The sequence below is a fragment of the Neokomagataea tanensis genome (assembly GCF_006542335.1).
In the GTDB taxonomy this organism is placed as follows: domain Bacteria; phylum Pseudomonadota; class Alphaproteobacteria; order Acetobacterales; family Acetobacteraceae; genus Gluconobacter; species Gluconobacter tanensis.
In genome coordinates this window covers 830,524-856,182 of record NZ_CP032485.1, presented here as the reverse complement: position 1 = coordinate 856,182, position 25,659 = coordinate 830,524, and the positions used below count along the sequence as shown (strand labels likewise).

General features: G+C 50.6%; 21 protein-coding genes. 14 read left to right on the top strand and 7 right to left on the bottom strand.

From position 1 onward, the window contains the following. Positions 1 to 654: 654 nt before the first annotated feature. Positions 655 to 1,416 (bottom strand): glycosyltransferase family 2 protein, encoded by a 762-nt coding sequence (locus tag D5366_RS11965; protein WP_240775381.1) that lies wholly within the window; start codon positions 1,414 to 1,416, stop codon positions 655 to 657. A gap of 2 nt (positions 1,417 to 1,418) precedes the next feature. Continuing rightward, positions 1,419 to 2,636 (bottom strand): glycosyltransferase family 4 protein, encoded by a 1,218-nt coding sequence (locus D5366_RS11960; protein WP_240775340.1) that lies wholly within the window; start codon positions 2,634 to 2,636, stop codon positions 1,419 to 1,421. Positions 2,637 to 3,296: 660 nt separating this feature from the next. Here D5366_RS11960 and D5366_RS03965 point away from each other — a divergent pair. Both D5366_RS03965 and D5366_RS03960 read left to right on the top strand, forming a co-directional pair. Beyond that, entirely contained in the window at positions 3,297 to 4,649 is a 1,353-nt protein-coding gene (locus tag D5366_RS03965; protein ID WP_141492385.1) for a beta strand repeat-containing protein, read from the top strand. Positions 4,650 to 4,849: 200 nt separating this feature from the next. After that, positions 4,850 to 7,429, top strand: coding sequence for a glycosyltransferase (locus D5366_RS03960; protein ID WP_170211039.1), 2,580 nt, complete (start codon positions 4,850 to 4,852; stop codon positions 7,427 to 7,429). Here the strand turns inward: D5366_RS03960 and D5366_RS03955 are convergent. Both D5366_RS03955 and D5366_RS03950 read right to left on the bottom strand, forming a co-directional pair. Further along, positions 7,403 to 8,317 (bottom strand): rhamnan synthesis F family protein, encoded by a 915-nt coding sequence (locus D5366_RS03955; protein ID WP_141492383.1) that lies wholly within the window; start codon positions 8,315 to 8,317, stop codon positions 7,403 to 7,405. The two genes, D5366_RS03960 and D5366_RS03955, sit on opposite strands and share 27 nt — an antisense overlap. A 54-nt stretch (positions 8,318 to 8,371) precedes the next feature. Beyond that, positions 8,372 to 11,068 carry a 2-oxoglutarate dehydrogenase E1 component gene (locus D5366_RS03950; RefSeq protein WP_141492382.1) on the bottom strand — a complete coding sequence of 899 codons (2,697 nt, stop codon included), beginning with the start codon at positions 11,066 to 11,068 and terminating at the stop codon, positions 8,372 to 8,374. A 141-nt stretch (positions 11,069 to 11,209) separates the two neighbouring features. Between D5366_RS03950 and D5366_RS03945 the strand changes: the two genes are divergently transcribed. The 11 genes from D5366_RS03945 (at position 11,210) to D5366_RS03895 (ending at position 22,671) form a co-directional block, all read left to right on the top strand. Next, entirely contained in the window at positions 11,210 to 11,848 is a 639-nt protein-coding gene (locus D5366_RS03945; protein ID WP_141493811.1) for a 2OG-Fe(II) oxygenase family protein, read from the top strand. 23 nt (positions 11,849 to 11,871) lie between these two features. Next, a complete protein-coding gene (locus D5366_RS03940) occupies positions 11,872 to 12,942 on the top strand; it encodes an aspartate-semialdehyde dehydrogenase (protein ID WP_141492381.1) in 1,071 nt (356 codons plus the stop codon). Positions 12,943 to 13,152: 210 nt separating this feature from the next. After that, positions 13,153 to 14,787, top strand: a complete 1,635-nt coding sequence (fliF, locus tag D5366_RS03935; RefSeq protein ID WP_141492380.1) for a flagellar basal-body MS-ring/collar protein FliF — start codon at positions 13,153 to 13,155, stop codon at positions 14,785 to 14,787. After that, positions 14,774 to 15,799 (top strand): flagellar motor switch protein FliG, encoded by a 1,026-nt coding sequence (locus D5366_RS03930; protein WP_240775339.1) that lies wholly within the window; start codon positions 14,774 to 14,776, stop codon positions 15,797 to 15,799. The genes fliF and D5366_RS03930 overlap by 14 nt, the downstream gene beginning before the upstream one ends. A gap of 3 nt (positions 15,800 to 15,802) precedes the next feature. Continuing rightward, positions 15,803 to 16,441, top strand: a complete 639-nt coding sequence (locus tag D5366_RS03925) for a FliH/SctL family protein (protein ID WP_141492379.1) — start codon at positions 15,803 to 15,805, stop codon at positions 16,439 to 16,441. Between the two features lie 4 nt (positions 16,442 to 16,445). Further along, positions 16,446 to 16,775, top strand: coding sequence for a flagellar motor switch protein FliN (gene fliN / locus D5366_RS03920; protein ID WP_141492378.1), 330 nt, complete (start codon positions 16,446 to 16,448; stop codon positions 16,773 to 16,775). A 67-nt stretch (positions 16,776 to 16,842) separates the two neighbouring features. Beyond that, positions 16,843 to 18,993 (top strand): flagellar biosynthesis protein FlhA, encoded by a 2,151-nt coding sequence (gene flhA, locus D5366_RS03915; RefSeq protein WP_141492377.1) that lies wholly within the window; start codon positions 16,843 to 16,845, stop codon positions 18,991 to 18,993. A gap of 55 nt (positions 18,994 to 19,048) precedes the next feature. Next, positions 19,049 to 20,101 carry a flagellar biosynthesis protein FlhF gene (locus D5366_RS03910; protein WP_141492376.1) on the top strand — a complete coding sequence of 351 codons (1,053 nt, stop codon included), beginning with the start codon at positions 19,049 to 19,051 and terminating at the stop codon, positions 20,099 to 20,101. After that, positions 20,098 to 21,015: an AAA family ATPase gene (locus tag D5366_RS03905; RefSeq protein WP_170211038.1), complete on the top strand. Its 918-nt coding sequence runs from the start codon at positions 20,098 to 20,100 to the stop codon at positions 21,013 to 21,015. Before D5366_RS03910 ends, D5366_RS03905 begins: the two co-directional genes overlap by 4 nt. Positions 21,016 to 21,062: 47 nt before the next feature. Then, positions 21,063 to 21,905, top strand: a complete 843-nt coding sequence (locus D5366_RS03900; protein WP_141492375.1) for a carbon-nitrogen hydrolase family protein — start codon at positions 21,063 to 21,065, stop codon at positions 21,903 to 21,905. 7 nt (positions 21,906 to 21,912) lie between these two features. After that, entirely contained in the window at positions 21,913 to 22,671 is a 759-nt protein-coding gene (locus tag D5366_RS03895) for an NAD kinase (protein ID WP_141492374.1), read from the top strand. Between the two features lie 35 nt (positions 22,672 to 22,706). Here the strand turns inward: D5366_RS03895 and D5366_RS03890 are convergent, their stop codons facing one another. Genes D5366_RS03890 through D5366_RS03880 form a run of 3 tightly spaced genes read right to left on the bottom strand, consistent with a single transcriptional unit; the run spans position 22,707 to position 25,116 of the window. Then, on the bottom strand, positions 22,707 to 23,639 hold the full coding sequence (locus D5366_RS03890) for a 2-hydroxyacid dehydrogenase (protein ID WP_141492373.1): 933 nt from the start codon (positions 23,637 to 23,639) through the stop codon (positions 22,707 to 22,709). Between the two features lie 32 nt (positions 23,640 to 23,671). Continuing rightward, positions 23,672 to 24,133: a low molecular weight protein-tyrosine-phosphatase gene (locus D5366_RS03885; protein ID WP_141492372.1), complete on the bottom strand. Its 462-nt coding sequence runs from the start codon at positions 24,131 to 24,133 to the stop codon at positions 23,672 to 23,674. Between the two features lie 23 nt (positions 24,134 to 24,156). Then, the gene (locus tag D5366_RS03880) at positions 24,157 to 25,116 is read right to left on the bottom strand and encodes an AEC family transporter (RefSeq protein WP_141492371.1); all 960 of its coding nucleotides are present in this window, start codon (positions 25,114 to 25,116) and stop codon (positions 24,157 to 24,159) included. 193 nt (positions 25,117 to 25,309) lie between these two features. On the opposite strand from D5366_RS03880, the gene D5366_RS03875 reads away from it, so the two are divergent. Beyond that, positions 25,310 to 25,621 (top strand): hypothetical protein, encoded by a 312-nt coding sequence (locus tag D5366_RS03875; protein WP_141492370.1) that lies wholly within the window; start codon positions 25,310 to 25,312, stop codon positions 25,619 to 25,621. Positions 25,622 to 25,659: the final 38 nt, after the last annotated feature.

Below are 25,659 nucleotides of genomic sequence, written 5' to 3'. Positions count from 1 at the left end.
TGCCACACCATTGTTTGTTTTTTTCTGGCGAGGAGATAGTGCGGACAAAAAACCTTTTCAAGAATAAAATGACAATCTGAAATAATAAGTCATATTAACAGTATTTGCTGGATACAAATACCAAAGTAAATATTGGTACTTATTTATTATTAATAATAAAATTCAAAATTATTAAAAACTAATTAAGTAAATTATCATTATTTACCGTTAAATAAAAAAAATTTAGTAAATTTTACCAGATTTTTTCATAAATCACAGAGTGATAATTTCAAAACTATATTCCCAAAGAAATTTTTGCGCATATTTTTAATTTTTTCTGAATAATAATTTCAACGAATGTTCATAATTTTCCAAAAAATGTCTGGGTTAACTTAACATTCAAGCTGAAATGATGTGCATTAGAAACGCAAAATGTTTCGTTTTTTGTGGAATATGCAGCGCGGAAAACATGCGTCTGAGTGGGAATAAATATTTTCAGAGAGGGTGGCGATTCTGTCCCGTTTTATGGGGGCTGGCGGGCTGCTGTGTCAGCGATAAATGTGTCGTTATTGCTAACCGAGTAAGTAAGAAAGGCGCATTACAGGTAGTGTGTGCAGTACGTCTTGATTGTCTATTTGTGTTAGATGGGCAGGAATTGAACCTGCCCTGAAGTACTTATTGCCTCGGTTTTGCTTTGGAGACGGTGAGGCGGATCCATGGATGGCGTTTTTGAACAAAGTCTACAATTTTAGACTTTCGATCAACGTGCTCGGTAGAAGTGTTGGTCATGGCTTGGTCGTGATGGCGATATTCGGCGAGGGTTTCCGAGACGTATTTCCCAGGTAAGCCGCGCTCAGCAAAGCTGCACCACAGGTCAAAGTCTTCCCAGCCCATTGCATCTTTAGAGACGTAATATCCCCCCACGGCGGCCCAAGCCCATTTTGCCACGAGGGCTAAGGCGTCAATTTGATTGCCTGAGATTAAGCAAAGAGGGTTGTACGACAGGTCGCTTATAAAGAGTGGTGTGCCGGGCTGTTTGGGAAAGTCTGGGTCATGTTCGGGAATGACGGGGCCAAGCTCATTGAAGGCTAGAATTTTCGGATAAGCAAAGGCTGTACCGGCTTCCATAGAATCGGCCAAGGCTGCGCATGCTTCAGGTCGTAGTCGATTATCCGCATCCAGCTGAAGGATGTAGGGTGTTTCTGCCGCGTCCATGCCAATGTTGCGGGCGCCACCTAGCCCAGAGTTATGGTGTGAGCGTTTTAGGATGAGGCGGTTAAAGCGGCCTGTGTTGCGTTCCATCCAAAGGCGTACGAGTTCTGCTGAGCCGTCAGAAGAGCCATCGTCAACAACGATAAGATCTAAAGTCTTCTCAGTTTGGGCAGCGACGGATGCGAGGGCGTCTAGAACATACTCTGCGTAGTTATAAGAGGTAATGACTACAGTAACGCGTGCCTCGCCGTAGAGGTCATTATAAAAGAGTGTGTCGCTTTCTGGAATGAAAGGAAGGGGGAGCGTCCTCGTGCCGCTTCCGCGAAATGTAACTCTCCTGCAATTGCCGCTGATGTCTCACTTTGTGTTGTCATGACCGCACGCTTCATGCGGCGAGCTTGGGCTGCTGGGCCGAAATGATAAAGCACGTCATGATAGGCATTGCGTGCCAAGCGCGTGCGTAGGGTGGGGTCTTCAATGAGTCTGGTGAGCGCTGAGCACCATTCTTCCGTGGTCTCAGCAAAAAGGCCGGTTTCATCCTGGCGTACTGATCGTAGAAAGGGGCCAGTGCGAGCCACGATGGAGGCTGCGCCAGCAAGGGAGGCCTCTATGTATTTGACTTCGCTTTTGGCCTCGCAGAAAACATTATCAGATTCGAGTGGTGCAATAGAAATATCGAATCGTGCAAATTCTTCGGCAAGTTCCGAAAGAGGAACCATGTCGCGCCATTCAATCTGGTCTTTGATGAGCGAAAGTTCTGGAAATTCTTCCATGAGTAAAACGGGTTTTTGATTGTCTTTTTCACGGAAAAGTACGAGTCGAACATTTGGATAATGTGGAAGTATAGTCGCGAGAGCTTTTGAGGCACGTTTAAAGTCGCGTTGGTGTGTGCGTGAACCGGTCGCATAGCCGATTCGTACTATGTCCAATAATTCAGCGGGGCGCCCCGGTTCTTTTCTCAGGCGCAAATTGAGACGGGCTGAACGCAAGGTCTCATGATCGTAAACATTTGGCAGTAGATGAACAACAGGATGAATAGCGTGCATCTCTGTGGCTAATTCTGCTGTTGTTGTGGATCCAAAATTACACTTTGCAAGAGTTCTTCGCATCTCACAGAATGTTCTTTCTATTCTTTCTTCCGTTGCGCCAATAGATCTGATGCCATCAATAATATTGATGCGTGCATAATGCGGAACGAAAACAATATCATCTGCATCGAATATTGTTTTAACATTTTCTCTGTGGCACAAATCTATGATAGTACTGACGTGGCCACTAAACTCTACTCTCCAGAAAAAAGCTATGTCGGCCCAAGCAATGTCGTCAAAGGAGACTGCTGCGCACACCACAACTCGCGCGTCGTAGCCTGCATCAATGCAGGCTTGAGCGTTTCTAGTGCAACGATATTCAGTTCCGGGTGTGTTTGGTTCTCCAGAAACAAACAAAATATTGGTAGTATTTTTCTTTTCTATTATTTTATCTACATAGATAACTTCTGGATTTTTTCGCTCAAAAAAAGAGTATTTCGTAATTTTTTCTTGAGTATTAGATGTGTTTTTTAATTCATCTATCTGTTTTTCATAGTAGTTTTGTAATTCTAATATTTTTTCATTTAATAATAATGTATTTATAGATTCTTTGTGCAGCCTTGTATTATAGTTATTAACAACATCCGTAATAAGATGAGAGCACTCACTGTCGGATTCTATAATTTTCCTTAGTGATAAGCTGTTTTTTTTTGGTAGAGGGGCTGCATTTTGCTCCTATCGGGCCTTCAGTGTTGGTGTTTTGTTAAGTTGTGACATTTATGATGAATTTCTTGCACTTCTGAAGTCTTTTGTCATCTGAAGTAAGAGGGGTGTGAAACTCTTGTTTTGATGGTGCATTCTGTGTAAGGCATTAAGGAGTGCCTAAAATGTTGTCTAAAGCCTCCAATGGCTTTCTTTTGCCTATAGTTTGCTTAACTCTGATTTTTTGAAGGGTTAGTTAAACGGTGATTGCCTTCGGGGACAATGTTCGATTATAAATTTGGCGTCACTCATTAAAACGAGGTGGTCCATAATGGCCGCCAGTGTACGCAATCTTAGTTTGAGGAGTGCTAAGTTATGGCGGTCGTAACGGTTCACGGTACAACGGCGCGCACACTTGCCGTCACAGTCGACGGTGCCCGCGCACAAGCGTTGGCTAATCAATATGCATCAGGCATCAACAGCCAGTTTGGTGCAAACTCATCATCAGTGATTGACCTTGTTGCCGGAACGGTTTCAAGCGGCTCATATGGCCATGGCGCAATCTCTGAGGGTGGTAACTACAGCATTGGTGGTTCTCTCTCCAACATCACGGTCGGCGCGTACGACGTCGTTGACACGTTGAATGCTGCAGTATCTATCGATCTGACACAAAGCACAGCTTCGGGCGTGAGCATCATCGCTGGCGACTGGGCTGGTGTCACAGTCAACCCAGGCAGCCAAAGCGGTATCTTTGTTGGTGGCGTTGGCAACAACCTGTTCGCTGGAAGCCAAGCTTCTGGCAACTGGAACATTGCTACAGGTTCCGGCAACGACACGATCAACGCGACAAACGGCAACAACACGATTGCTGGTGGTACAGGTTACAACCTTATCACAGTTGGCTCAGGAACGAACTCTGTTCTCTCTGAAGGCCAAGACACAATCCGTGGTACGTCGGGCACCAACACAGTCACACTGCTCGGTGGTAGCTCGCTCGTCAGCTTGGGTGCAAACAGCACCATCATTGACGGCGCTCAAGACAACAATGTGTCCTTCGGCACCAACAGCTATGTCACGGCGGGTAGTGCAAGCTCGTACTTCTCGACGGGTAGCATCTCTACCGTTGTTGGCGGCTTGAATGACACCATTTCTGCTACAGGCAACCTGCAGGTTGTTCGTGGCAGCACCAACAACATCAGCGTTTCCGGCGCGTTGTCCTTCCTGAACGGAACGGGCTCCACGACGATCACGGCTGGTACATCGACAATCTTCGGTGCAACAGCTCTGAACGCACAGTTGGTTGGGTCTGGCACGAGCTTGTTCGTCGGTAACGACGGCGGCGAAACTGTAAGTGGCGCAAGCTACACCGGCGTTCTGCACGCATTCGCTGGTACGGGTAACGACTCCATCACCGGTGGTACGGGTGCGGACACGCTGGTTGGCGGTACCGGTAACGCGACACTTACGGGTGGTACGGGCGCAGCTAACCTCTTTGCTCTTAACAAGGGCAGTGCAGGTGGCAACTACACCATCGAAGACTTCGGTAGTGCAGCTGGTAACCTCATGGCTCTGTACCAGTACGGTCTCCAGAACAACAATGGTCTGCAGAGCGTTCTGCAGAATGCTACTGTTGCCGGCGGCAACACGACCATTCAGCTGAGCGACAACTCAAAGATCACGTTCGTTGGCGTTACCAACCTGAAGGCAAGCAACTTCACACTGAGCTAATATCTCAGTCCAAGTTGAATCTAGAAGAGGCCCGGTTTCGTACCGGGCCTTTTTTTGTTTTTTCTAAAAAGTGCTATTACGTCTGCATGACGTCTCTCAAAAATAGTGAAGCAATGCCAGTCAAACACCCCAATACTGCAGAAGACCAAGGCTACATGGCGAGTTTTTCTCGCATACAGGCAAAGCGCATTGCTGACATTTTGAATGAGCGCAACCAGATGCGAGGTGATCTTGAGAGGTTTACCAAATCGCGTTCTTGGAAAATAACAGCCCCACTGCGTTTAATTTTAAGTTTGAAGCGGGGATATTTACCAAATGGCAAAACGATTAAGGAGTACATTAATCATTTTGTTGGGCTCGATTTTCAACAAAAGAAAAGTATTTTTATTCAGAAATTTAATAAACAAAAAAATATTATTGATGTAATTAGTGATAATAAAAAAGATCTCTATAAAGATAAGGTATATATTAACAATATTAGACCTAAATTTTTAATTATTGCTGAGTTAACGATACAACAATGTGCCAAATACCGTGTTTGGCAGAAGAAAGATCTTCTGGAGAGATTGGGTTGGTCGGTCCAAGTAGTTGATTGGCGAGATAACGGTAAAGTTCTCTCAGAACTCCAATTTTGTACCCAAGTGATTTTTTACCGCGTTCCGGGATTTGATTCAGTCCTTGATCAAGTCAAAGAAGCGCACCGTTTGCAGCTCGAGCCAAGGTGGGAGGTTGATGACCTCATCTTTGACTTGGAGGAATACCGCAAAAATGGGAATGTCGCTGCTCTGCCTAAGAAAGAGCAAGATGTTATTTTCTTTGGTGTCGATCTTTTCCGAAAATGTATGTTGGCGTGTGGCCGTGGGCTAGCGTCAACAAAGTCTCTGGCTCAAGCCATGAAGGATGCTGGCCTACCTGATGTAGGCACGGTCGAGAATGCGCTTGATCTTGATACAATGAGCATTGTTGAGAAGTTTCCTCCCGGGTTTGATAAGGAAGAAACGGACCAAGTTTGGATATGTTACGGTTCAGGCACTAACACCCATGATGCTGATTTCTTGCAGGCAGAGGGCGGTCTCTGGGCCGCTATGTTGCAAGAGGAAAAGCTCTGCTTACGGGTGATTGGTCCTGTGAAAGTGCCAGAGAAGTTCGACCGTTTTGGTGATCGGGTCGAGCGGCTACCTATGCGTCCATATGCACAATATTTGGAAATACTTTCACAGAGCGATATTAGTATTGCTCCGCTGCAAGAGACATTATTTAATAACTGTAAGAGTAATATAAAATATGTTGAGGCATCCATTGTGGGTGTTTCAAGTATATGTTCACCAATGGAGCCATTTTCATCTATTATAAAAAATGGGAATAACGGATTTATAGCAACCAGCCCTGAAGAATGGTGTGAATATTTTTTACGTTTGGGGAGGGACGTAACATTGCGTCGTTCCCTAGCGCAGCAAGCTATGAAAGATGTTTTGCAGCGTTACCATCCTGATCAGGTTGCTGTGCAGCAAGTATTTCCTCTTTACGGACGGCCAAAATCTGTTGAGCCAGAAGGGCTGCGTGTATTATCCGTAAACGTTTATTATAAACCTTTCTCTTTTGGCGGTGCCACGATTGTCGCTGAGGAATTAGTAGACGGTTTAAAACAACGTGGGGTCGATATTTCGGTAGCGTCAACCCGACCTGATGTAAGGGGACGGCCCAACGGGGCGTTGCGCTATGTTGCCGATGGCGTGAAGGTTTTAGGGCTTAGTGCCCCTGAAGCTAGCGACCGCTACGGTTGGATGGATAATCCTTCAACTATTCCTGAGTTCACGGCTTGGCTTGAGGCTGTGGAACCCAACATTGTGCACTTCCATTCCATTCAAGGTATGGGCCTCTCACTTTTAAGGTGCTGTGAAGAGCACAAAATACCTTATGTCATTACTTTGCATGATGCATGGTGGCTGTGTGAGCGGCAATTTATGGTTAAGGCGGACGGACAATACTGCTTCCAAAAAACTATTTCTTTTGATGTTTGCCGTAATTGCCACTCGGATGTTGTCTACTTGGACGACCGACAGAAACTTATGTTCCATGCTTTGAAGAAAGCAGCACTGTTGCTCGCGCCATCCGAGACACAAAGACAACTTTACATCGCTAACGGTATTCTACCGGAGCAGATCGTCGTTAACAAAAATGGCTTTACGTGGCCGAAGCGCCCGAAAAAGAAGCGTGCCGCCGGTGAGCGAGTACGCTTTGCTTACGTTGGCGGTACTGAGGAGATCAAAGGATTCTCACTGCTTAAAAAGGCTTCTGAAAAAATTGAGAATTCTGATTGGAGTCTGACACTGGTCGATAACAAACTGAATCTTGGCTATCGTTCAATTTATGAAAAGGATTGGACAATAACTGGCAACCTTCATGTCAGGCCCGGCTATAGTCAGTCTGAGTTAGACGCGTTTTATGACGATGTCGATGTTTTGCTCTTCCCGTCGCAATGGAAAGAAAGTTACGGCTTGACGGTACGTGAAGCTCTGGCACGTGACGTTTGGGTCATCACTACGGCTCCGGGTGGCCAAGCGGAAGATGTGGTTGATGGTGTAAACGGTACTCATCTTCCGATCGATGGACGTCCTGATGCGCTATATGAAGCGATGAAAGAACTCATCGAAGACCCCGGGCGCTTTGCTAACTACGTCAATCCTTTGAAAGCGCAGCTGTGTACGTTTGAGCGTCAAAGCGATGAGTTGTTGGAGTACCTTAAAAAATACTCAGTACTTGAACACGAGGTGACGTAAAGCCGTCCAGCGGGCTTGGCTGGCCAGAGCTTGCACGGCTTTGGCTCGCCAGCGTGTCGGACGTGCGACGATACGGCGGGGCGTTGAGTTGAGATAAAGTTCTACCCATTGCGGGTCGAAGAAATCTGGCATGTTGCGTGACGCCTGCGCCATATAAGTGCGCCACTTGCGAACATCAGAAATTCCGCTTGGGTTATCGCGTAGAAGTTCTGTCTTAATGAAGGGCGCCTTGCCGGAAAGCAGAACGCTCCGCCAGTCTGTATGCATGGGGTTGGTCGATAGCAGTTTTGAAAGGCCACGTTGGCTAGACCAGCAGGCCTTTAACGGCCAACCAGCATGGCGCATTGCCAGCCCTAGCCCTAGCTCACCATGCAATATGATTTCGTCTTTGCTCATTTTAGAGAATGGCTGATTGAAGACACGCTGGATTGCTTCGTGCTGAAAAGCGCTACGCTGCATCACGAGAAACCATGATTGCAGATGTTGAGTCACAGCTTCTGATCGGACCATACCCCATACGGGGTTTTCCTCTGCTCGCATGGTATCAATAATTGGCTTTAATGGCTGGATAGCTCCAAAAACGCTATCATTGGCAAGAAGAATTTCAGATGCGTTTTCAATGCAGCCAAACGAGACCAGATTCTGCCATGCGCCAAAATCGAGGCCGATATTATGCCGCGGATAAAGACGAGCTGTGACTGGATCCGGTCCGCTGACAAAGCTTTGTTGAAGGCGCTCAAGGCCATTTGTGTCATCGGGAGTGAGATTAGAAACGGCTATATGGAGCTCAAAGCCGGATCTATGCAGTTCCCTCAAAAGATGACGTGTGTGCGGTGCCAGAGTTGGTGCCGGGTCAAAATAGGCAAAGAGACAAACTGGGCGTAGCATTATGGGTCGGAACTCACGGTATTTATTAAGATTGGGGGAGGCTGACGCGCGGTGTCAGCCTCCCCCAATAGCCGTCTGAACGAGATTGTCTTGCTGCCAGTTATGTAACTGGGTGAGCCCGGTTGCTGGTGATGCAGTACCGGGTCGGCCTACATAAGCTGGTCGTTGAACGGGGAGGTCCATTTCAGTTAGGACGCGTTCAATTCTGCGGTCAACGAAATGCCATGCACCGTTATTTTCGGGTTCTTCTTGGCACCAGATAACCTCTTGGAGTTGAGGGTATTGAGCCAGCTCTTGCTGAAGTTCCCGGCTGGGGAATGGATATAGCTGTTCTAGGCGGATAAGAGCAGTTTTCGTGTTCTGAACACGTCGTCGCTCCGCAAGAAGGTCATAATATACTTTGCCCGTGCAAAGAATGATGCGCGTTGCGTTTGGTGTGTAATCCGGATCGGCTAACACAGGATTGAAGCGTGTTTGTGGCCCCATATCGTCCAGAGGCGATACGGTTTCCTTGTGGCGTAGCAGTGATTTTGGCGTAAAGACGATAAGGGGCTTGCGGCAACGGCGCGCAATTTGTCGGCGTAGTGCATGGAAGTAATTGGCAGGCGTTGAGATGTTGCAGACGCGCAGGTTATTCTCGGCGCAGAGCTGAAGTATGCGTTCTGGACGAGCGGAAGAGTGCTCGGGTCCACCGCCCTCATGTCCGTGCGGCAAGAGAAGCACTAAACCCGATGTACGCAGCCATTTTGTCTCCCCCGAGGCGACAAACTGGTCAAGGATGATTTGAGCGCCATTCACGAAATCACCGAATTGCGCTTCCCACACCACGAGGGCGTCAGGGTTGCCAAGAGAGTAGCCGTACTCAAAGCCCAAGACTGCATATTCGGATAAAGGAGAGTTCCAAAAATGGAGCGGAGCCTGATGGGGGGCAAGATTGGCGAGGGGGGTCTCCTCACGGCCTGTTTCTTGGTCAATCAGGACGGCGTGACGTTGCGAGAAAGTGCCGCGTCTGCTGTCCTGCCCGGAGAGACGGACCGGATGCCCATCCATTGATAACGTGCCGAAAGCAAGTGCTTCACAACTTGCCCAGTCTAGGGGCTTTCCCGCGGCTATTGTTTCTCCGCGCGCGGTAATCTGCCGGGCGAGGCGCGGGTGAATGTTCATTCCCTCCGGAATGGTCGAAAGGCCTTCAGCTGCGAGCAAGAGCCGGTTCAAAGGAACCCCTGTCATGGGTTGAATACGCTCAGGCTCATCTTCCAAGCGTGTTGGATTTTGGGGCGTATCAAGCCATTCGGATGGGTCAGGTCGGTATTCTGGTGCTGCGCTGAATGCGCGCTCTAGAATATTTTGGGTATCTTCCCAGCGCTGTTCTATCGAAGCATCCGTAGACAAATTTCGCTGCACAAGGGAGTCCGCGTATAGACGCCGGACAGAGGGCCTTGTGCGAATGGCTCGCACCATAGTGGGCTGCGTGAATGCGGGTTCGTCCGTTTCGTTGTGGCCAAAGCGGCGGTAGCACACAATGTCCAACACGATGTCTGAGCTAAAGGCCTTGCGCCATTCATAAGCAAGCGTGGCTGCGCGGAATACAGCTTCCGGGTCATCACCATTTACATGGAGGATTGGCGCTTCGATTGCTTTGGCGATGTCCGTGCCGCGCGTACCAGAGAAATTATCCTCTGGCACAGTCGTAAAGCCGATCTGGTTGTTAATGATCAGGTGTAACGTGCCGCCCGTTCTGTAGCCGGCTAACTGGGACAGCATGAGTGTTTCATACACTACGCCCTGTCCGGAAAAAGCAGCGTCACCATGCACGAGAACACCTAAGTGCTTGTCGTCTCGTGTCGTGCGTTGTCTGTGGTGGTGGCGCGGGTTGGTGTTTTGGTCTTGGTCCGCGCGGATACGCCCTAAAACGACGGGATTTATGGCTTCAAGATGGGAGGGATTGGGCAAGAGCGAAAGGCGAATTTGGTGGCCATTTCTGTCGATCGTTGTGGCCGTGCCGAGATGGTATTTGACGTCGCCGGAGCCGCCAATGTCTTCAGGCTTGAAGGAGCCGCCGCGGAACTCATTGAAAATAGCTTCAAAGGGCTTGTGCAGGACATTGGCCATAACGTTCAGGCGTCCGCGGTGCGGCATACCGATTGAAATGGAGGCCGCTTCATCAGTGGCCGCGTGCTCAAGGATCGCTCTGAGGGCTACAACGAGGCTCTCGCCACCTTCAAGGCCAAAGCGCCGCATGGCTTTAAAACGTTTTTGACAGAATGCCTCGAAGCCCTCGGCATCTGTGAGTGCCTGGAGAATGAAATCATGTGGTGCTGGGGAAGTGTCAGGCGAGTTTTCGAAGCGTTCAATCCACCAGTCGCGTTGTTCGGTGGATTGGATGTGCATAAATTCTACGGCGAGGGTGCCGCAATATGCGCGGCGTAGCGCGGCGCGTAGGGCGGGATTGGCACCTGCTGGGTTAAGGTCTTCCGGTTCGGGATTTTGGGCTAGTCCGAGCGGGTCCAGATCGGCAATGAAATGGCCTCTTTGGCGGTATGCGTAGCGTAAGGCGGCATCCCGCGATGAGGTGTCGCGTAGGGAGTTCCCTTCTTCGCTTGTGGATATGGGCGACAGGGAATGGCCTAACGTGCTGAACAAGCCCGCAAAAGTTGGGTCAATTGTCTCTGGGTCTTCTAGCCACTGTTCATGCAAAGCCGTGAGGTAGGCTAGATTGGCGCTGCTGATGGCGTCCCGATCGTCGCCCATGAGAAATCTCCTGTCATTTTAGCCGCTCAAACTAACGTATTTCTTCGGTGTATGAAACCATTGCAGCGTAAGCAGGAATGCACGGGTTGCATGCGTGGGGCCTTGCCTCTCACTAGAGGTAGGGGTAGCGTCATAAGCGCTATGATCAGTGTCCCGCTCAATTATGAAGCTCTCAAGCGTGTGCCTGTTGCGGAGAAACCTTTCCCGCATGCAGTGGTGCCACAATTTATTGGCAATGATGACCTCGCCGCGCTTGTGAAAGAACTGCCTCCAATGGCGTCTGGTGGGTCTTTTCCGCCCGAGGCACTGTCTCTTACGCCGCGTGTGAAGGCGTTGATTGACGCCTTGGAAGGGCCTGAGCTTAAAAAGATAGTGGCAGAGAAGTTTGGTATTGATGTTGCTGATGCGCCGTCAATGCTGACGATGCGTGGCCGCACCCGGGAAAAGGACGGCCGCATCCATTGCGACTCTACCGCCAAGTTGGTGACAATTCTGCTGTACCTCAATCCGCGCAGCGCTGATTGGACGTCACATGAGGGATGTTTGCGCCTTCTACGAGGGCCAGACGATATTGAGGATTACGACGTAGAGGTTACGCCTGCCGAAGGCGCGTTAGTTATATTCCCTAACAGCCCGACGGCGTGGCACGGGCACCGGCAGTTCGTCGGAACACGCTATTCGATACAGCTCAACTACATGGCCGCCAGTAAGAAGGCGCAATATGAGTTGCGGCGTCATCGTCTATCATCTTTGGTCAAGCGTCTGCCGCTTGTCGGATAAACAAGCAAGAACGGAATTATATTATGGGTTATCGGGTTGCGGTTGTTGGTGCCACAGGGGCAGTTGGTCGCGAGATTTTAAAAATTTTGGCAGAACGCGATTTTCCGGTTGATGAGATTGTTGCGCTCGCATCTCCGCGTTCCGCTGGGCGCGAAGTTTCGTTCGGGGATAAAAAGGTCCTTAAAGTCCAAAATCTGGAGACGTTCGATTTCAAAGGGTGGGACATTGCTCTGTTCTCCCCCGGTGCAAAGGTGTCGTCCGTCTATGCACCGCGCGCAGCTGCGGCGGGGTGCGTTGTAATCGATAACACATCCCATTTCCGCATGGAGCCCGGCATACCGCTTGTTGTGCCTGAGGTGAACGCGAAAGCGCTCCGTAAAGCGCGCAAGAACATCATTGCAAACCCCAACTGCTCTACCGCTCAAATGGTCGTGGCGTTGAAGCCTTTGCATGATCTCTTCGTGATTAAGCGTATCGTTGTTTCGACCTATCAGGCTGTTTCGGGCGCTGGAAAGGACGGGATGGACGAACTCTTCACGCAAACAAAGGGGTCTTTTGTTAGCGATCCACCAACCGTTGCGCAGTTCACAAAGCAAATTGCCTTTAACGTTATTCCGCATATTGACCGTTTCATGGATGACGGTGCCACCAAAGAAGAGTGGAAAATGGCGGTAGAGACGCGCAAAATTCTGGACCCGGATATCAAGGTCTTTGCGACCTGCGTACGGGTGCCGGTATTTATCGGGCACTCCGAAGCCATTACGATCGAATGTGAAAAACCCGTTAACCTGCATGCGGCCAGAGATGCGCTGCGCAAAGCCCCGGGTGTCATTTTACGCGATGTGCGTGAAGATGGCGGCTATGTCACTCCGATGGAGTGTGTAGGGGAAGACGCGACGTATGTGTCACGCTTGCGTATCGACCCGACGGTTGAAAATGGGCTGGCGCTATGGTGTGTGTCGGACAATCTGCGCAAAGGTGCGGCCCTCAATTCTGTTCAAATTGCAGAAAGTCTCGTTGAGCAGGAATTGCTGGGTGGCGTTCTTACAGCACCATTACCTCCTGAAGATGATGATGGCGAAGACGAAGAATAAGAAAAATTTTGTCATTGTTTAATGGCGCAAGAGAACCCGGCTTATGCCGGGTTTTTTTTGGTCTGAATTAAGCGCCTGTTTACCTTTTGGGTGCACATTGCGTGAGGAGAGTGGGTTAATAGCATTAAGGATCACCGCGATGTGCATGCTGAAAAGCGATAGAGGGTTCCAATCATATTGGGCGTGTACATCTTCAAGATGCTTTAATCTGTGAAGGATATTCTAGAAAATTTACGCCAACTCGGTTTGGCGCGTCTTGCTGCCTTAGGGGGTGTAGGCGTTGCATTACTGGTATTACTTGGCATTTTGGTCATGCATGGCGGGACAGCAGCAGATGGTTTGTTATACCGCGATTTGGACCCGCGCGAGGCGGGAGAAATCGTTGAGCAATTAACAAAGGCACACGTCCCTTACCGGCTGGAAGATCAGGGCGGGGCAATATTTGTGCCGCAGGGCCAAGTTGCGGCAGCACGTTTGTTGTTAGCCCGTAATGGGTTACCTTCAGGTGGTTCTGTTGGGTACGAAATTTTCGATAAGGGAAATAATTTTACAGCCACTCAGTTTGAGCAAACAATTAATGAAACGCGCGCCATGGAAGGCGAGTTGGAGCGTTCAATTCGCTTAATTCATGGTGTGCGCGGTGCACGGGTTCACTTGGTTTTGCGGCACAGGGAATTGTTTGCGACACAGGAACAGGGAGCTCAGGCGAGCATCCTGCTTTCAATGGATGGTGCACGGCGCTTAGATGATGAGAGCGTGAATGCTGTTGTAAACTTGGTATCGTCCGCCGTGCCCGGCCTGGAAACACGCAACATTTCGCTTATCGATAATCGTGGGCATGTTTTGCTTAAGCAAGGCGCGGGGTCAACGCAGGGCGGGGATACGCCGGATGCTCAGAAACAAGCGCTGGAACAGCGTTTGTCCCGTGGGGTGGAGGATATGCTCGGCGCATCTTTAGGGATGGGCCACGTCCGGGCTGAAACGACTGTGCAGATGAACAGCGATCACGTTCACGAAACACAGGAAAGCTACGACCCTGATGAGCAGGTGCTGCGCTCCCAGCAAACAAAAAGCGAAAAAGACAGCAACACCCAGCCCTCTGCCAATACGAGCGTTGGGAATAACTTACCAAATGCAGGGGCAGCGCAGACAAGCACGGGTACGCAAACGGCACGGCAGGAGCAGACCAATAATTACGAAATTGGCCGGAAAGTCAGGACTTTAGTTCAGGATGAGCCACGTCTGGCCCGGCTGAGTGTCGCAGTTATGGTCGATGGGGTGATGACCAAAGACAGTAAGGGGCAGCCGCTCTGGCAGCCGCGCTCAGACGAAGAGTTAAAGCGTTTAACGGCATTGACCAAGAGTGCCATCGGGTTCGATGAAGCACGCGGAGACGTCGTGACTGTAATGTCGATGCAGTTTGCTGCTCTTGATGTTTCGCAACCTAACGAGGCTGTGGGCGGGTTGGCGCGGTTCATGGGGCGCACAGGCGCGATGGAATTGGCGCGTTTTGGGATTTTCGCCATTTGCCTTGTGTTGGTTCTCTTTTTCGTGGTGCGCCCGCTGTTGCGCCCCGCTCAAAATAATTTGGAGGCACCAACGGTTTTGGAGGCTTCCAACGCGCGCTTAAAAATTCCGTCTTCAGCGGAAGGGGTAACCCCGGCGGCGCTACCGACTGCACCCAAACTGTTGGAGCGTGAAGAAGAAATGGTCGCGATGGATGGGGTAACGGGTCAGATCAAGGCGTCCTCCATTCAGCGTGTGAGTGAATTGGTAGACAGCAACCCCGCGGAAAGCATTGCTTTGATGCGAAACTGGCTGTTGCCGCAGCATGAAAAGGCCTGACGTTATGTCCGTTGAGCGTACTTTAACAGGCCCGCAAAAGGCTGCTGTGTTGATGATGACATTGGGCGAAGAAAAATGCGCCCGTTTGTTTGAGCAGATGCATGAGGAGGAAATTCGTGAGGTTTCTGCGGCAATGTCACAATTGGGCATTGTCTCTGCGGATGCTGTTGAGCGCGTGTGCAGTGAGTTCAGCGAGGGGCTTGGTTCTGCGGAGACATTGGTAGGAGACCTCGAAACCACAGAGCGCCTTTTAAAGCGCGCTCTGCCTGCTGGTCGTGCTGTATCGATTATGGAAGAAATTCGTGGCCCTGCTGGGCGCACGATGTGGGATAAACTAGGCAATATTTCGGAAGTAGTATTGGCTAACTACTTGCGTAATGAGTACCCACAAACTGTAGCGGTAGTGTTAAGTCGTATTCAAGCTGCACATGCAGCAAAAGTACTGGCGCTTCTTCCTGAGGAGTTTGCCCTTGATGTCATGACCCGCATGTTAAAACTGGAGAACGTGCAGAAAGGCGTGCTGCATAGCGTAGAAAAGACATTGCGCTCTGAGTTCGTGGCCAATCTTCCAAGGGGATCACACCGTAATAGTCACGAAGTATTGGCTGATATTTTCAATAATTTTGACCGACGCTTGGAGGGGCGCTTTATGGAGGCCCTTGAAGCGCACAGCCATGACGACGCTGAGTGCGTACGAAGCTTGATGTTTACGTTTGAGGAGTTGGTAAATATCCCGGCAGAGGGGCTGGTCACGCTTAGCAATGCGCTTCAGCGGGAACATCTGATCGTCGCTCTTAAAGGGGCGAGCGATGCTTTGAAAACGGCTTTTTTCAAAACAATGTCGGAGCGTTCAGCGCGTATTTTGCGCGATGAAATTGATGCGCTTGGTCCTATGCGGGTCAAGGACGTCGACGCCGCACAGAATGAAATTATGATTGTCGCAAAAAAGCTGCTTGACCGGGGCGAGATTGAACTTCTCGACCGCGAAGATATTGAAAACGAAATGATTTAAGCGATGCAGCCGTCAGCGTATGCCTCCCTTTTTTCAGAAGATTTCGATGTTGGCGAAGTTGTCCAACTGTCTGATCTATCTGATGTGGAACACGATGATGCTGTGGTCCAGGAAGCGCGTTTGACCGAGGCGGATTGCGCCTTGGCGCGGCAGGAAGGGTTTGAAGACGGCATTAAATTCGGCCGAGAGGCTGCAGCTGCTGAATATACGTTGCAACGCAATACGTTCGAGCATTCTCTTCAGGCCTGTCTGGCGTCGATGCAGGCGCAAATTGATGCTCACCTTGCTCAAGAATCTGAGCGTGTTTCCGGCGTCATCGTGGGGATGATGACGCGATTATTTCCTTCTCTCTTGGAGGGTTTTGGAGCGGCTGAGCGCGCGTTGGTTATGCAGAAGCTTCTACCGCTCCTCAAACATGTACCGGATATCAAATGCCTTGTACCGACGGGAGATGGGCAGATTTTGCAGGATTTATGCCAAAAACAGGGCGTATCATTCATTCGGTGTGTTGAAAGTGATGCGCTGGCGCCGGGTGATTTTGAAGTGGATTGGACGACAGGAAAAGCCGTGAGGGATGCGCAGAGCGTGATGCAGGTTTTTCAAGAAATTCTAACGTCAAAAACAGAAGATTTACGGAGTTAAAGTTATGGATGTGTTTAAAGTCGGCGCTGACAAAGCAGACGAAAATACCGTTGGTTCAGCAACAGAAACACCACGTTTCGCGCATGATTTAGAGGCAATTTACGATGTGCCAGTGACGGTTAGTGCGGTTTTGGGGCGCACGTCGATGCAGGTTAGCCAGCTTTTGAGGTTAGGGCGTGGCGCTGTTGTTGAGCTTGATCGTAAAATTGGAGATCCCATCGATATTATGGTGAATAATCGTCTGATTGCGCGTGGTGAGGTTGTAATGGTCGATGAAACGCGTTTGGGCGTGACTATGACCGAAATTGTAAAGTCTGAAAAAACCAAATTTTAACCGCTTCTTAATGAGCTGATGCGATTGTCTCTCACGGGCATATTTTGGATGCTTGGGGAGGCAATTCATGGGTAATAATAGTGCGAAAACGCCTGTCCTTGCGCGTTTGCCTTCGCTTAATCTGGCTCTGCCAGCCCTTCCGTTACCAAGCTGGGTAAAGCGAAGTACGCATTTTCTACCCGGGACAGATGTTGGTCTGGCGCTCGCTGTCGCAGCCTTATTGTCTATTCTTGTATTGCCATTACCAACATTCATTTTGGATGTCGGCTTGGCGCTTTCCGTTACAGCATCCGTGCTTGTTTTAATGGTGGCGCTGTTTTTACAACGCCCATTAGATTTCACGTCTTTCCCGACTTTGCTTTTGTTGACCACCCTGCTGCGGTTGTCGTTGGAGGTCGCGACGACGCGCCTTATTTTGAGCCATGGCTATGAAGGCTCTTATGCTGCTGGCCATGTCGTCGCTGCTTTTGGCGGGTTTTTGATGGGCGGTGACGTGCTCATCGGGGCAATTTTGTTTACGATTTTGCTTGTGGTGAATTTTATGGTCATCACGAAGGGGTCCGGGCGTATTGCGGAAGTAGCTGCGAGGTTTACGCTCGACGCAATGCCGGGAAAGCAGATGGCGATAGATGCAGAGCTATCATCCGGTGCCATCAGCGACAAAGTTGCACGCCAGAAACGGCGTGAGCTGGAAGAAATTAGCGGTTTTTATGGAGCCATGGATGGTGCGGCTAAGTTTGTTCGCGGCGATGCCATTGCGAGTTTGATTATTACGGCCATTAACATCGTTGGAGGGTTGGCCATTGGCGTGGGGCGCCATGATATGTCGGTCATGGACGCTATGTCTGCGTTCACGACTTTGACCATCGGTGATGGTTTGGTGTCCCAAATCCCTGCGCTATTGGTATCAACCGCGTCAGGTATCGTCGTGACCAAAGGCGGTATGGAAGGTGGGGCAGACGTAACGCTCGTGAAGCAGCTTGGTGGTAATCCTAAGCCTCTTGCTCTGGCGGCGGGTTCAGCCTTGATGTTGGCGGTGATGCCCGGCCTGCCAGCAATACCGTTTTTAAGTTTGGCTGCCTTGGCGGGAGGTGGGGCTTGGTGGCGTTATCGTTCCCCTTTACGGGATGAAGCGGATGACGATGCGGCACAAACAATGCCACATCCCGGACAGCCAGCAGAAGCTCCTATTTCAGAGACGCTGCGCGTTGATCTTTTAAAATTGGAGTTGGGGTTTAACCTTCTGTCTATTGCGGGCGGGGAGAGTGCGCGTCTGACAGAGCAGATTAAGGTGCTTCGCCGTACAATTGCGGGAGAAATGGGGTTCGTGCTGCCCCCGGTGCGTATTCAGGATAATTTGCAGCTTGATGCGGATACGTATTGCGTAAAAATTAAAGAAATTTCGGTTGGACAAGGTGGCCTCAAGGTCAATCATCTTCTGGCTATGGACCCTGCTGGAGGCGTGCCGGACCTTGTAGGCGAAGATACCAAAGAACCAGCTTTTGGCTTGGCTGCGCGCTGGATCGATCAAGGGCAAAGAGAAAATGCCCTGATACGTGGTTATACAGTGGTGGACCCTGCAAGTGTGATGATCACGCACCTTACGGAACTGGTGCGTGAAAATATGTCCGAACTTTTATCGTACACCGAGACGCAAAAACTGCTGGATGAGTTGCCACGTGAACAACAGAAGCTTGTTGTGGATTTGGTGCCGTCTCAGGTGTCAGTCAGCATCATTCAACGCGTATTACAAAGCTTACTGGCAGAACGTATTTCGATCCGCGATTTGGCAGGAATTTTGGAGGCGCTACAGGAGGGGTGTGGTCTTGGTTTTAAAACCGTACCGGCTTTAACAGCGCATACGCGTGTCCGATTAGCGCGGCAAATCAGTGCGGCTGTGACAGGGCCACAAGGGTATATTCCTGTTCTGACGTTGAGCCCTGATTGGGAAATGCGCTTGTCCGAAAATATGGTCGGGCCTGCGGATGACCGGCAATTAGCGTTACCACCGACGGCTCTTAACGAGTTGGTCATGAAATTGCGTCAATCATTGGAAACCGCATTAGGGCAGGGCGAGAATCCTGTTCTGCTCGTAGCAGGAGGTTTTAGACGGCCGCTCAGGATGGTGCTTGAGCGTATACGACCTGCCACGATGGTGTTGTCGCAAGCTGAAATCTCAAGCCGCGTAAAAATTCGTACGATTGGGGTTGTGTCATGAGGCATGATGGAAAGCGGGGTGTGTTGTGCGCGTAAAGCTCATACGGGAAGCATCCATGTCTGCCGCGATGGCCGTATTGCGCAGAGATTTCGGTGAAGATGCGCTTATTTTGGGCTCACGCAGTCTGCGTGGTGGTGGCGTTGAAATTACGGTTGCCCGAGAAGAAGCCGAAGAGGACGCCGGGCCGCCCGTTAGCGTGCTTTCCTCAATGGAGGAGGGGCAGGCTTCCGCTCAGCGTTCATTGCCAGAATGGCACGGATTTGACCTGCCCGAACTCGCTGCAGGGGCGAGCCCCGAGCGTGAGGCAATGATTTTGGGGCAATATGTTAGGTTTGGCGGGTTGAGCCTGGCCCGTGAGGAAACTCCGCTTGTTGTTTGTGGTGTTCCCGGTGGGGGTAAAACACTGGCTGTAACGCGGCTTGCTACACGAATGGTTTTGTCAGGGCGTGATCCGCTCGTTGTTACGATGGATACGGAACGGTCAGGCGCGTTTGAGCAGCTTGCGGCTTGTATGAAGATACTGGGTGTTGAATTGCGGGCCGTTGATACGCCTATGGCGCTTAAAGCGCTGTATGCCCATGAAGGGCAGAGACGGATGATGCTTGTCGATACTTTCGGGGTATCCCCGTGGGATGGTGCGTTATTGGACCGTCTGAATGAAATTAAGGCTGCAGTGTCTGGTTCGCTTGCTGTTGTTCACCCAGCTGGTGGGCATGCAGATGAAACATGCGAAGTTTTGTCCATGTTTCAGGCATTAGGAGCCCAAAATACTATCGTTTCGAAGGCGGATTGCTGTCGGCGTATGGGAGGGATTGTTCAAGCGGGATTAAGGGGAGTGCCTTTGGCTGAGATCAGCACCGGGCGGAGCGTAATTGAAGGATTGCAGCCTTTAACGCCAGCTATATTGCGGCAAGTGCTGGTCCGGATGCGGGATCGGGTACTCCCATTTCAGCAGGCGGTAAAACAGGAATTCCCAGTGCGGCCTCAGCGGGCGGTATCGCGGCATGTGGTGGGTAAACAGGATGTATCGCGGGCCAAGAGCCCTACTTTATCGCCAAGCGCTGCGGTAATGGCGCGGCATATGCTGGCACAAGGACGAGTGCAATGAGCGAAGCAATGATGCAAAAAATCGAACGAGATAACGTTTTGTCGCTCATGACGATGGATGGTGCGCGTATTTTGCCTGACGGGGAGCGCACGCGGGTTGTTGCTGTAGCATCCGGGAAAGGGGGCGTCGGAAAAACGTGGATTGCAGTCTCCTTAGCGCATGAGCTGGCGCGGTCTGGCAAGCGCGTCCTGATTTTGGACGGTGATTTCAGCCTGGCGAATGTGGATCTGCAATTAGGCTTGGCCCCACATTACGATCTGGTCGATTTACTATCCGGGAAATGTCGTTTGGAAGATGCAATCCAGACCTATTCCTCCCGTGTAATGACGCGTGGAAAGCACCTTCTACAATTTGATGTTTTGCCGGGGCGATCAGGGCTGTCGACGGCGACGGGACTGGAGCGTGCAAGCGCGGATCGGCTTTTACTGTCTTTGAGGCTTCTGCGTCGTTACGACGTTATCGTAGTGGATTTATGTGCAGGGATAGATGCTGTGACGCGGCATTTATCCGTTATGGCAGATCGTTTGATTGCAGTAACGACAGAAGAGCCTACAGCCTTGGCGGATGTGTATGCTGTTATGAAATTATACGCGCGGGACAGGCGGGCTTCTGGTGGTGGAGTAATGGATTGTCAGGTCGTTATTAATCAGGCTGCAAGTCATCGAAGTGGCAAAAAAACCTTCGAAAAGCTCTTCATGGCGTGCCGATCATTTTTAAAGTGGGAGCCGGAATTGGCGGGCTGCATTCGGAAGGATAGTCGCGTTCCTGGGGCTATTCGTCAGCAAAGAAGCGTAGTTGAAGATTACCGTTTTTCTCCAGCAACTATTGATATCGGGCGTATAGCTGAAGGATTAGTCGTGAGTTTTGCTCAGGAAGCACTCTCCGAAGAAAGACAGGGCTTACGTACAGGCTGACCATCGCGTATCAGTGAACCTAAGGAACACCCACAGGGGCACGATAAATGCGTATCGCACTGATTCAGATGACGCCGGGCACGGAGCGGGCAGTTAATATCGCTCAAGCCCAAAGCTTGGTGGCCGAGGCAGTACGGGAAGGGCAAGCTGAGCTTGTTCTTTTGCCAGAGGTTTGGAGCTGTTTGGGCGGTACGCGGGACGTGAAGCTGGCAGCATCTGAGGTTCTACCCCCACCGGGGGAGAAGGGGGGAGAGCTTTACGAAGCGCTGCGTACGATGGCGCTTGAGCACGGCATTTGGGTCCATGGAGGCTCAATCGGCGAGCGTGTGGAGCAGGAAGGTGAAACGCGTCTGGCTAATACGACGCTTGTTTTTTCCCCTGATGGTCATGAGGCAGCGCGTTACCGTAAAATCCATCTTTTTGACGTTGTAACGCCCAACGGAGATGGCTACCGCGAGAGCGCAACCTATGTGCCGGGCGAAGAGGTCACAACTGTTGACATCAATGATGTCTGCACGGGATTGGCTATTTGTTACGACATGCGTTTTGCAGAGTTATTTCTGGCATTACGCGCGGCCGACGTGAAAATGTTACTTCTGCCAGCAGCTTTTACCCAACAAACGGGGGAGGCGCATTGGGAGGTGTTGCTGCGTGCCCGAGCGATTGAAATGCAGGCTTGGGTGGCTGCGTGCGGCACAACGGGTTGGTACGTTGAGGCGGATGGTACAGAAAGGCAGACCTATGGCCATTCGATGGTGATAAATCCGTGGGGTGAAGTCGTACTGCAATTAGGGGCTGAGCCGTCTTGGGGTGTTGCTGAAATCGATATAGAGCTTGTAGAAAAAACGCGTCAGCGTATGCAGGTTCAAGAAAATCGCCGGTTGATCTGATTTCATCATGAAAATTGCTTTCCGGGCTTCAAGCGCCCCACAAGCGCAGGAAGCGCTCGGTCGCTTTATTGAGCGATATGGTGATGTCGCATTGGATGATGCTGAGGTTGTTGTGTGCCTCGGTGGTGACGGTTTCATGCTGGAAACGCTTCATGCCGTGATGGGGCTGGACGTGTCCGTATATGGTATGAATTACGGTACTGTTGGTTTTCTGATGAATGCCCCGCACGAAGATGAACTGAAGGAGTGCTTGGAGAGGGCGCAGCCTTCGATTTTGCATCCGCTGAAAATGACGGCCCGCACGGCTTCCGGTGAAGTGGCTGAAGCCTTGGCGTTTAATGACGTTTTCCTTTTCCGGCAAACCCGCCAGACGTCACATATTCGTATTGAAGTGGATGGACGTACACGTCTCGAAGAGCTTGTGTGCGACGGGATAATCGTTGCTACACCTGCAGGTTCGACGGCGTATAATTTGTCGGCGCATGGGCCAATTGTACCGCTTAGCGCGAATATCTTGCCTTTGACGCCTATCTCGGCTTTTCGGCCAAGGCGTTGGAGAGGCGCGTTGTTACCCGCGACAGCGACTGTTCGTTTTACGTTGCTAGACACTGAAAAAAGGCCGACGGCAGCAGTCGCGGACTCCACTGAAATTCGTGATGTTGTTGATGTGACGGTGTGCGAGGACCGCTCCTACCACGCCCGGATATTGTTTGACCCGGATCATAGCCTGTCTGAGAGAATCATCACCGAGCAATTTGCAGGTTAGGGGAGACGGCAGGGTATAACCCTGCCGATACTGGTTCAAAGAATGGGGGTAAGGAGTGGTTTACCCTCAAAATGCGCAATCAGGTTATCGACCATGAGGTTGCCCATTGCGCTACGCGTTTCAAGCGTTGCCGATGCTTGGTGCGCCTGAAGGACTGTGTTTTGCAGCGTCAGGAAAAGAGGGTTGATGGCAGGTTCGTTTTGGAACACGTCCAGACCCGCGCCTGCAATAGTCCCAAGTTGAAGGGCGTCAAGCAACGCATCTTCGTCGACTACGGTGCCCCGTGCGATGTTGATCAAAACACCGTCTGGCCCCAAGGCTTTCAAAATATCTGCATTGATCATACCTGCTGAGCGCGGCCCGCCTGAGACGGCCAGTATCAAAACATCGGCCCATTCCGCCAAGGCAAACAGGTTAGGCTCAAAGCGGATTGGGCTTTCAGGTTGTTGGCGGGAGTTGAAGTATGCCAGCTCTACCCCAAAAGCGCTGACGCGATGCGCAATCGCTTGGCCGATATTACCAAAACCAACGATACCGACCTTACGGCCACGTACTGTTCGTGCGAGAGGCGGCTGAATGGCTCCCCACTGCCCGCTGCGGACAAAGCTGTCGTTCTTGACGGTGTTTCTCAGTGTGGCCAGTAAGAGGCTAAGAGCCATATCGGCTACGTCGTCCGTAAGTGTGCCAAGCGTTGTTGTAACGCGGATATTACGTTTTTTGGCTTCGTTGAGGTCAATTTGATCCGTGCCAACGCCATTTACGGAAATAATTTCTAAATTTGGTAGGGAATCCAAGATAGCACGAGGAAGGCCAGACCCGCCGCCTGTCGCGACTCCACGGATTCGTGGAGCAATAGTGGATAACTCTTGTGGAGTCGTGAATTGATGAGTGGTGAAGAGTGTTTTGAGGCGCGTGTCAATGGGGGCGGGGAACGGATCAATCAGAAGTAGTTCAGCAAGAGTGGACATGGTGTGTCTCCATCTGTGTAAGGGCCGATTGATCAGCGGTCCAAAGTGTTGTGAGCAAGCGTTTTGCAAGAAGATTCCACCTCTTTCCAGACTGTATCGAAGTCCGAATCAGGCCCGTAATAGGGGTCTTCAACGTCATCGCCTTCGCGCCCGGGGAGGTGATCGAGCATCAGGGAGAGCTCTGCTGTTGCATCATGTGGACGCATTTTCTGTAAGGCAGAAAGGTGGGAATTATCTAGTGCAATGATGTGGGTAAATCTGTGGAAATCTTCTGGATTAACGCTGCGTGCGCGTAGTGTTGATGCATCAAGAGCATGTTTGCGCGCGACACGTTGTGCACGTGGATCGGGCGGATCTCCGATGTGCCAATGCCCTGTTCCTGCGGAGTCGATGTCCAGTGTGAGGCCGCGTTTCTCGGCTTCGTGCCGCATAGCGACTTCAGCGAGTGGAGAGCGGCAGATGTTACCGGTACAGACAAAGAGAAAGCTGGGCATAGTGTTTTCCAGTAATGTCTTGATCAGGATGTCAGCCAGATAAAGAAGGACATGGTTGCGATCGAACTCAGCGTTCCGAAGAACAGAATAGACGCAACTTCACGCTCAAGAACCTGAAAGCGCATCGCTAGAATAACATTGATGGAGGCGCTGGGAATGGCCATCGTCAACACAGTTTCGCGCATTGGCATGTGCGGCAGGTGCCACATGCGGGCGATGGCGTAAATAATCCCCGGAATAACAAGGTTTTTTGCAAATATGACAAGGCCTACAAGCGGGCTAAAGCGGACCTGCCGTGTAAAAAGCACAACGCCGGACGCAAACAAAGCAGCGCCGCCAGTTGTATGCCCGAGCAGTAAAAGGGAGCCTTTCAGAAAAGGTGGTAGGGAGAACCCTACGCAAACCAATGCAAGGGCGAGCATAGGTACCCACACGACAGGTTCTCTGAAAGCGTGTTTGAGCTGAGCCATTAGTGGGTTTGCTCTATGCTCTCCCTGCGGGGCAGATGGTTTGGTTTGCTGCAGCAAAATAAAAGAGAGCGGCATCTGGACAAGGTTCATTGCCAGCGCACCAACTGAAATGGGGACAGCGCTAGCCGGGCCAAAGAGCTGACCAAGTACGGGAATACCTATAAACGGCACGGAAGGCCCGGTTGTTGCCATGGCAATCATTGCGGCTTCACGGCGGGGGAAGCGGAAAATGCCATGCAAAACGCCGAATATCAGGCCATAACCCCCGATCATCGCAAAACATATAAGCACGGCTATGGGACCTGCTGTCATGACTTCTGCGCGCGGCGTACTTAAGATCGATGCGAGCAGTTCGATGGGGAGCGCATAAAGCATGACTAGGCGTGTCAGAACGCTGGCCTGCACAGCATCAAAATCGCGCCGGAATGCAGCGTAATAGCCAAGTGCGAGTGTGACGAGAATGGGGAGAATAGACTGAACGATTGTTATGAATAAGGAAGACGCGCTCGGCATCAGGCAAATCACCATTTTAAAATAGGGAATGCCGTACATGGCCCAGCAATATGCGGGACACTGGCATTATGGCAGGAATGATCTTCCTTATCATTCTTCTGCGGTTCGTCTATCCCTAGAGCGGGTGCAGCTATTATTCTTTTACGACCGTTAAGCGTGTTGTAATGCTGTATCGATCCGGAGGAATTTTAAGATGCACGCGCTGTTTAATATGGTTTGTACGGTTATTCTTGCCATTATCGGCGTAATCGTAGCTGTTATTGCTGTTATAGAAACAAGTCTAAGAAGTATTTTGGTTCATTTTGGTATTAATCCGATTTTGCAAAATATTTTTCTTTGGGGGGTATTCTTTTTTCTTCTCTATAGTGTTTTTCGTATCTTCGGCCGATTGTTGGCGTTTCTTTTGCTGGCAGTTTTGGTCTTGTATGTGCTTCAGGATTTCTCTTTGTTACCATCGGTACACCACGCTGCCATGGCAACGCGTGAGCATCTGGAAACATTGTAACGTGTGATGATGTCTCCCATTGAATAGCGCTTAATTCT

What these genes read in the sequence shown, in the direction of transcription:
- D5366_RS03965 (WP_141492385.1), top strand. Translation starts at nt 3,297, where the DNA reads ATGGCGGTCGTAACGGTTCACGGTACAACGGCGCGCACACTTGCCGTC.
- D5366_RS03880 (WP_141492371.1), bottom strand. Translation starts at nt 25,116, where the DNA reads ATGCCGAGCGCGTCTTCCTTATTCATAACAATCGTTCAGTCTATTCTC.
- D5366_RS03890 (WP_141492373.1), bottom strand. Translation starts at nt 23,639, where the DNA reads ATGTCCACTCTTGCTGAACTACTTCTGATTGATCCGTTCCCCGCCCCC.
- D5366_RS03925 (WP_141492379.1), top strand. Translation starts at nt 15,803, where the DNA reads ATGCAGCCGTCAGCGTATGCCTCCCTTTTTTCAGAAGATTTCGATGTT.
- D5366_RS03900 (WP_141492375.1), top strand. Translation starts at nt 21,063, where the DNA reads ATGCGTATCGCACTGATTCAGATGACGCCGGGCACGGAGCGGGCAGTT.
- D5366_RS03905 (WP_170211038.1), top strand. Translation starts at nt 20,098, where the DNA reads ATGAGCGAAGCAATGATGCAAAAAATCGAACGAGATAACGTTTTGTCG.
- D5366_RS03955 (WP_141492383.1), bottom strand. Translation starts at nt 8,317, where the DNA reads ATGCTACGCCCAGTTTGTCTCTTTGCCTATTTTGACCCGGCACCAACT.
- D5366_RS03875 (WP_141492370.1), top strand. Translation starts at nt 25,310, where the DNA reads ATGCACGCGCTGTTTAATATGGTTTGTACGGTTATTCTTGCCATTATC.
- D5366_RS03910 (WP_141492376.1), top strand. Translation starts at nt 19,049, where the DNA reads ATGTCTGCCGCGATGGCCGTATTGCGCAGAGATTTCGGTGAAGATGCG.
- D5366_RS03950 (WP_141492382.1), bottom strand. Translation starts at nt 11,068, where the DNA reads ATGGGCGACGATCGGGACGCCATCAGCAGCGCCAATCTAGCCTACCTC.
- fliN (WP_141492378.1), top strand. Translation starts at nt 16,446, where the DNA reads ATGGATGTGTTTAAAGTCGGCGCTGACAAAGCAGACGAAAATACCGTT.
- D5366_RS03895 (WP_141492374.1), top strand. Translation starts at nt 21,913, where the DNA reads ATGAAAATTGCTTTCCGGGCTTCAAGCGCCCCACAAGCGCAGGAAGCG.
- D5366_RS03940 (WP_141492381.1), top strand. Translation starts at nt 11,872, where the DNA reads ATGGGTTATCGGGTTGCGGTTGTTGGTGCCACAGGGGCAGTTGGTCGC.
- D5366_RS03945 (WP_141493811.1), top strand. Translation starts at nt 11,210, where the DNA reads ATGATCAGTGTCCCGCTCAATTATGAAGCTCTCAAGCGTGTGCCTGTT.
- D5366_RS03930 (WP_240775339.1), top strand. Translation starts at nt 14,774, where the DNA reads ATGAAAAGGCCTGACGTTATGTCCGTTGAGCGTACTTTAACAGGCCCG.
- flhA (WP_141492377.1), top strand. Translation starts at nt 16,843, where the DNA reads ATGGGTAATAATAGTGCGAAAACGCCTGTCCTTGCGCGTTTGCCTTCG.
- D5366_RS03885 (WP_141492372.1), bottom strand. Translation starts at nt 24,133, where the DNA reads ATGCCCAGCTTTCTCTTTGTCTGTACCGGTAACATCTGCCGCTCTCCA.